Origin of the sequence: Maribrevibacterium harenarium (assembly GCF_006385675.1) — a bacterium.
GTDB classification, from domain to species: domain Bacteria; phylum Pseudomonadota; class Gammaproteobacteria; order Pseudomonadales; family Marinomonadaceae; genus Marinomonas; species Marinomonas harenarium.
Genome location: NZ_VFRR01000041.1, coordinates 20,483 through 27,182, shown reverse-complemented (window position 1 = coordinate 27,182; position 6,700 = coordinate 20,483). Strand labels below are relative to the sequence as shown.

Annotated in this window: 6 protein-coding genes; 2 read left to right on the top strand and 4 right to left on the bottom strand. The window is 45.4% G+C overall.

The annotated features are described in order from the left end of the window. Positions 1–274 (bottom strand): recombinase family protein (locus FJM67_RS14510; protein WP_181161520.1); only part of this gene is annotated, 274 nt, incomplete at its 3' end. Positions 275–342: 68 nt separating this feature from the next. Here FJM67_RS14510 and FJM67_RS14505 point away from each other — a divergent pair. Then, positions 343–2,205 carry an ATP-binding protein gene (locus FJM67_RS14505; protein WP_181161519.1) on the top strand — a complete coding sequence of 621 codons (1,863 nt, stop codon included), beginning with the start codon at positions 343–345 and terminating at the stop codon, positions 2,203–2,205. Positions 2,206–2,217: 12 nt separating this feature from the next. Here the strand turns inward: FJM67_RS14505 and FJM67_RS14500 are convergent, their stop codons facing one another. The 3 genes from FJM67_RS14500 to FJM67_RS14490 form a co-directional block, all read right to left on the bottom strand. Beyond that, on the bottom strand, positions 2,218–2,544 hold the full coding sequence (locus tag FJM67_RS14500) for a c-type cytochrome (protein ID WP_181161518.1): 327 nt from the start codon (positions 2,542–2,544) through the stop codon (positions 2,218–2,220). An 89-nt stretch (positions 2,545–2,633) separates the two neighbouring features. Next, a complete protein-coding gene (locus tag FJM67_RS14495) occupies positions 2,634–5,015 on the bottom strand; it encodes a hybrid sensor histidine kinase/response regulator (RefSeq protein WP_140590745.1) in 2,382 nt (793 codons plus the stop codon). Between the two features lie 27 nt (positions 5,016–5,042). Beyond that, entirely contained in the window at positions 5,043–5,513 is a 471-nt protein-coding gene (locus FJM67_RS14490) for a heme NO-binding domain-containing protein (protein WP_268888275.1), read from the bottom strand. A gap of 88 nt (positions 5,514–5,601) precedes the next feature. Between FJM67_RS14490 and FJM67_RS14485 the strand changes: the two genes are divergently transcribed. Next, positions 5,602–6,693: a response regulator gene (locus FJM67_RS14485; protein ID WP_140590738.1), complete on the top strand. Its 1,092-nt coding sequence runs from the start codon at positions 5,602–5,604 to the stop codon at positions 6,691–6,693. Positions 6,694–6,700 lie beyond the last annotated feature (7 nt).

The following is a 6,700-nucleotide window of genomic DNA, read 5'->3' as shown; positions in this document are numbered from 1 at the left end:
CGGAACCGATTTCAGAGACAGTAGCGGATACAGCAATTCCTTGAGCATTTGCGAAGCTCAGACAGCGGGCGATTTGACCATCTAAATCCTTTTTCTTATCGGAGCTGGAGACGCGAGTATAAATAACAGCTTTAGACTCTCTAACAACCTCATCAACAATGATCGTGCCAGTAGGCAGCTGCCTTGCAGGCACAGGAAGCTTACCGCTACGAAACTGGTTCCATGCGGTACGATAGCTTATTCCTTGTTTTCTTGCCCAATCTGAAAGCTTCATTTACACCAATATATTACTATGTATATACATACAGTAACATAAAATCAGCAACAGTTGCAAACCCTACGTTGCGTAATGGCTATATCAACGGCAGCGCCGATGATAAAGACAATACTATTCAGCGAGTAGATATTCGTGGTCATCGTAAAGATGGTTCAGAATTTAGTGCCACCATTTCTTTAAGTAAGTTTACCATCGGCGAACAGATCTATTCGGTGGCGGCACTGGAAGATGTGACGGAAATTATAGAGCGTAATATGCGCTCACAAAAACTCATAAACCGGCGTGTGGAAAAGTTGGTACAAGCGCGTACAGAAGCTGAAAAAATAGCCAAAGCTCGTACCGAGTTTTTAGCCAACATGAGTCATGAAATTCGGACACCGCTCAATGCTATTATCGGCATGTCGGAAATGGTTAAAGACAAACTTTCCACAAAACCAAATGAAGCCGTTGATCTGGTTGATAAGATTCACCTTTCTGCCCGTTCATTGCACCATATTATTAACGATATTTTGGATTACTCGAAAATCGACGCCGGCAAGATAGAAATCGAAGCCTACCCCTTTGAATGTACTGCAATCATGCGCCAATTGGATGCGATCTTTCATGCTTTTACGCGCAAAAAAGGGCTTAAGTTAGAGTTAAAGCAGGAAGGAGAGTTTAATACTGCACTACTAGGTGACCGTAATCGAATTGAACAAGTCTTAGTCAATTTGGTCTCTAACGCGATCAAGTTTACTGAGCAGGGTAAAGTAAGTATTTCTATTTCAGTTCTGCCTTCAGATCACGGGTACCAAGTTTCCTTCGTTGTAGCAGATACTGGTTTAGGGATGGATGAGGAAGAACTTGGTAACGTATTTAACGCGTTTACTCAGGCTGATTCTTCTATCACCCGACGCTTTGGGGGGACAGGTCTTGGCCTTTATATTACCCATAAATTAGTTGAACTTATGGGAGGGACGCTCTCAGTCTCTAGTACCAAAGGAGAAGGAACGCGCTTTGAGTTCACGTTAACACTACCTAAGTCTGAGCAAGAGCTCGGTGTCAGTTATGGGACGAGTGAAGACGGGATGCCCTTACAGGGCAAGTATATCGTTGTCGTCGATGACAACGAATTTAACTTGGAAGTCGCGACTTACCATCTAGAAAAACTGGGTGCAGAGGTTGCAACTTTTGCCTGTGGGTTAGATTTTTTAGCTTGGTTGGAACACAAGCCACAGGCTCCTGACGCGGTCTTGCTAGATCTACAAATGCCAAATATAGATGGTTTTTCTGTAGCCGAGCAGGCGTTGGCATTACCTAGTTATGGAGACTTGACTATCCTTGCCTGTAGTGCGGCAACGTCTCCGGTAGAGCGTAGTCGAGCTCGGGACGCCGGTATGGTTGGCTTTATTGGTAAGCCTTATACGGCGGATAAACTCCTACAAGAATTGAATAAACGGCTAGTGCTTGATGACTCGGACGGCGTTTTTGATGAAGTTGCTGATGTTGAATCTGCCAGTAAGTTACCAGATAGCCCAGATAGGGCTCTTTCTCATGTGGACGTTCATGTCCAGGAAAACGAGACTATGGGGCTTACTTTGGAAGCCCTTCCGCTAGTGGACTATGATGCCGGAGTCGAACACTTGCAAAGTGAGGAGATGTACTTAGCGTTCCTGAAAACTTACGGGGATACCTACGGCAACTCGAAAGACGAATTTAGTCAATTGTTTGCTAACGGTGATTTTGAGGGTATCAAAAAAGCAGCCCATAAACTGCGTGGCGCGGCTTCTGCCATGATGTTGCTACGTCTTACCCAACAACTCAAACAGGCGGAAAATGTCATTGCGGATACTTCTGTTTTAGACCAAGCAACATTTGAACAGTTAACTGATTGTATCAGTGCAACGGAAGAGAAGATTAAAGTTATTCTGCAACAGGAAGATCACTAACGCGCTAACGACTTAGTGATCTAGTTTTTTCACATAGGACGCGATGGCATAGGCCTGTTGCTGGTTTAATTGGGTAAAGACAGGCATGGTTTCCATGCCTTCATGTCCCACCGTGATTAGTCGCGCAATTTCAGCGACACTCAGTTGAGTATGTTTGTTGGCGGGAATGCCTTTTAGAAACACCCCCCGCCCATCATCTTGGTGGCAGGCCGCACAGTATTGGTCAAATAGCACATGACCATCTTTGGTGTGGCTAACGGCCGCCTTTGGCGCTTGATCACAACCACTAATTAGCAGTACAGCGCCGACAGTCCAAACCGTATGGAATATGCTTTTCAAAATAGAGTACCACTACAATAAGTTATCTTTATTGTAGTGGTATTTTTCCTATTGAAGACGTTGAAAAATGTTGTGGCTGTGTAACTTTTCTAATCTGAGCTATCAAGCTGTTGCAGCAGCTGCTCCGCCTGTTCAAAATCATAATCAGATAAGGCTCCAATCAGCTGCTCTAAAATCGGCTCCTGCGGGTGAGACGGTGCAAATTGCTGCAGGATCGGGACATAATCGGAGGCGTCGATATCCCAGTTTTCTACCAGTTTACGCAAGCTAAATAGTGTCGCCTCAAAACTAACATAGTCAGTTGTGTCGAGAGTCTCCTGCTGCTCTGATGTATTAGCCTGCAGTAAATGTTTCAGTTGATCTAAACTGGGTTTTAGTTGCTCTAGTGCCCAGGCTAAACGTCGTCGCAAACTGTCACATCGTTCCTGATCTAAACTGGTTAGCGCTTCAATGTCGGCAGCGATAGCGGCTAAGTCAACCGCACCTAAGTTACCAAAACTACCACGCAAATCATGGCCTAAGAAGCGAACTTGATCGAGCTGTTGCCCTGCCACGAAATCCGCAAATGTCTGTTCAAGGTAGGGAAATTTGTGGTCAAAACGTTCCCAAAGAGCTAGATATTGGCTTAATCCTCCGGGAATACGGGATAACGCTCGCTGTAACTGCAGACCTGGTAATTGGGGAGGTAAAGAAATCTGATCTTTAGAGGAGTCAGTAGCAGATTCGCTTAGCAAACTATGGCGTTTGTTACACCATTTAAGCAGAGTTTCTTTCAATTCCGCCGGGTCAATAGGCTTAGTGATATGGTCGTCCATACCCGCTTCGATACTGCGTTCGTAGTCACCGGACATGGCATGGGCAGTCAGAGCAATAATCGGCAATTCACTGTACTTGGGCATGGAGCGAATAAACGCAGTCGCTTCTAGACCATCTAAGATCGGCATTTGTACATCCATCAGAATAAGATCAATGGGATGCTTCTCTAAACTGGCGATGGCTTCTTCACCGTTGGTAGCGGTAATAATATGCTCCACCCCAAGCTTTTGTAACAGGCTCGTGGCGACCATGGTATTGATCGCATTATCTTCCGCCAGCAATATCCGTAGGTCTTTGAGTTCTTCATTGTCACTTAAAAAGCTAATTGTTTGCGGTTGTTTTGCTTTGGGCTGACACTGGGTCAGACTGTTGTACAGCACGGTTGGGGTAAACACGTCGACGATAAAGCGTAAATCCCGCTGCAAATGTTCTGATGCTTGTTTTTCAAGCCACTTTTGTTGTGCTTTTGAAGCAATAATAAGCAGAGGATAGCGGACGTTACTCTGGTCACTATGACGCTCTTCCAACGCTTTGAGCCAACCAAGTAGCGCATCCATTTCTAAGTTGTGACCATCAACGATGGTTAAATAAATACCATCGTCGCCATCCGCTTCGCTGATGACAGCTTGATCCGGTGGGATATGGCGTACTGGTCGCTTTTGTTTCTGTAAAAACTGCACGATGCTGTCGTCGTGGCTCGCAACATCAATGCGCGATAGGTGTTCTAGCTGCCAATGGGAAGATTCTTGCTTGTGCACCACAGGTAGTCTTAGTTTTACGGAAAATGTGGAGCCTTTACCCAATTCGCTAGTGAGGTGAACGCTCCCCCCCATCATTTCTACTAGTTGCTTGGTGATAGACAACCCAAGTCCTGTGCCGCCATAACGGCGACTAGTTGACACATCCGCTTGGGTAAAGGGCGCGAACAAACCTTGTTGCGCTGCTTTATCAATACCTATCCCGGTATCTTTGATGGATATTTCCACCACCGCAACATCATCATCTTGTCGCTCTAAACGGGTCGATACCAGCACCCCACCTCGCTCAGTGAATTTGATGGCATTATTTACAAGGTTAGTAAGAATTTGATTAATGCGAACCGTATCGCCAAGAAAATATTGCGGGACGTTCAGATCGTTTTGGATGGCTAGGGAAATGCCTTTTTTGTGAGCATTCAGGTGGTTGATATCATAGACTGCTTGCAAGGCTTCATCTAAAGCAAACTCCTGCCGTTCTAACTCCATTTGTCCTGATTCGATTTTAGAAAAGTCTAGGATGTCATTAATAATGACTAGTAGATTCCCTGCGGAGGATTGAATTTTGCTCAAATAATCCCGCTGGTGATGGCTTAACTGGGTGTCTTGTAATAGGTGTGCTAAGCCAATGATAGCATTCATCGGCGTGCGAATCTCATGGCTCATATTCGCCAAAAAGAAGCTTTTATGTTTGTTGGCCGTTTCTGCCATATCCAAGGCATAGCGCAATTCTTCTGTACGTTGCTTGACCTGTTCCTCATGATGAGCAACCAGACTCTTGAGCTCTTTATTGGCTAAGTAAAGCTCGTTAGCTTTGGCTTCAAGCAAGGTCTCGGCCTCAATACGAGCTCGCTTTTCCCTCTCCAACCGCCGCTTTAATCGTTCTTCATTGTCACTCATGCGATAACTATTCTGCCTTTTAAGGGATCAACTAAGTTTGCGTATCGTAAATTCGGTGAGATAAATAGAATCCTGATCCTTGGATGTATGGGTGACATCAACAGCTTCCCCGAAATGATCCGCACAGCCAAGGATTAATCCTAGTGCTAGACGCGAGAACGGGCGTTTGGAACGGTAGACCATTGTCAGCTCGTTGCTGGAAATACGTTGAGTTGAAAATTCTGGCAACTCCGCGTTTGGATATAGCTTTCTGACTTCGGTATGTACCGCACCATCGATGGATTCAAGCATATCTAAGGTGTTGGCTTTTCCGTGCGCCAGCGATGGATATTTGCTAATTAAAACACCAAACAGGTGCTTACCAAAGGCTTCCACTAAGGTATCCACCGGTACATCGACAAGTTTACTTAAGGCGACCACCATCTTGATCATATCTGTGTGATCATAGTATCCAACAGCAGTGAATGAACCGCTGGTACTTAAACTATCATAGGAAATTTATTTTGCGATAGTATTGTGTACTATGTTTGTTAACTAATGTTTTGCATCATAAAAGCTGACAAGGATGCGCAGTTATGGGGATCAAATGACCGATGTGAATAAGAAGACCATTCTGGTAGTGGACGATGAGCCGATCAATATCACGGTACTGTCGGGTACGTTAAAAGATCATTATCGTGTGATTGTCGCCAAGAACGGTGAACAAGCCTTGTCTCGTCTTGATAAGGGGCCCATTCCCGATTTGATCTTACTGGACATTATGATGCCTGATATGGATGGCTATGAGGTGTGCCGCCGCATCAAAGCTGATCCTACTATGCAACATATCCCAGTGATTTTTGTCTCCGCCATGAGTGAGCATGTGGACGAAGAGAAAGGGCTAAAACTCGGTGCTTTTGACTATATTACCAAGCCCATATCACCGGCAATTGTGCTGACCCGTGTTAATAATATTCTACAACTTCAAGATGCCCAAAAAGCGCTTACCGAGCAAAACCAACTGCTGGAACAACGGGTGCGGGAACGTACCGCAGAAGTGCATAACACCCAGAATATCACCATTTACGCCTTAGCCTCATTAGCGGAGACCCGCGACAATGAAACTGGCAACCATATTCGTCGTACCCAGTATTATGTGAAAGTGCTGGCGGAAGATATTGTCGCCAATGGCTACCATCAAGATGAGCTCACTGCCGAGAATATCGACCTATTATTTCGTTCAGCCCCGTTGCATGACATCGGCAAGGTTGGCATCCCCGATGCGATTTTGTTGAAGCCTGTCAAGCTAACGGAAGAAGAATTTGAGATCATGAAGACGCACCCGGATCTCGGTGCTCAGGCGCTTATCGAAGCGGAGAAAATGATAGGGGATGATCAGACATCTTTCCTTCGTTACGCCCGTGAAATTGCTCAATACCACCACGAGAAATGGGATGGTAGCGGATATCCCCATGGTTTGAGTGGCGAGAATATTCCGATTTCAGGTCGCCTGATGGCGCTAGCGGATGTTTACGATGCGCTCATCAGTGAGCGAGTTTATAAACCCGCCTTTAGTCACGATAAAGCCAAGTCGATTATACTTGAAGGGGACGGCAAGCATTTTGACCCCAAAGTCGTGGCTGCTTTTTTACGTCAAGAGCAGCAGTTTATGGATATTGCTGCCCGTTATAAAGACTAGTGTATTT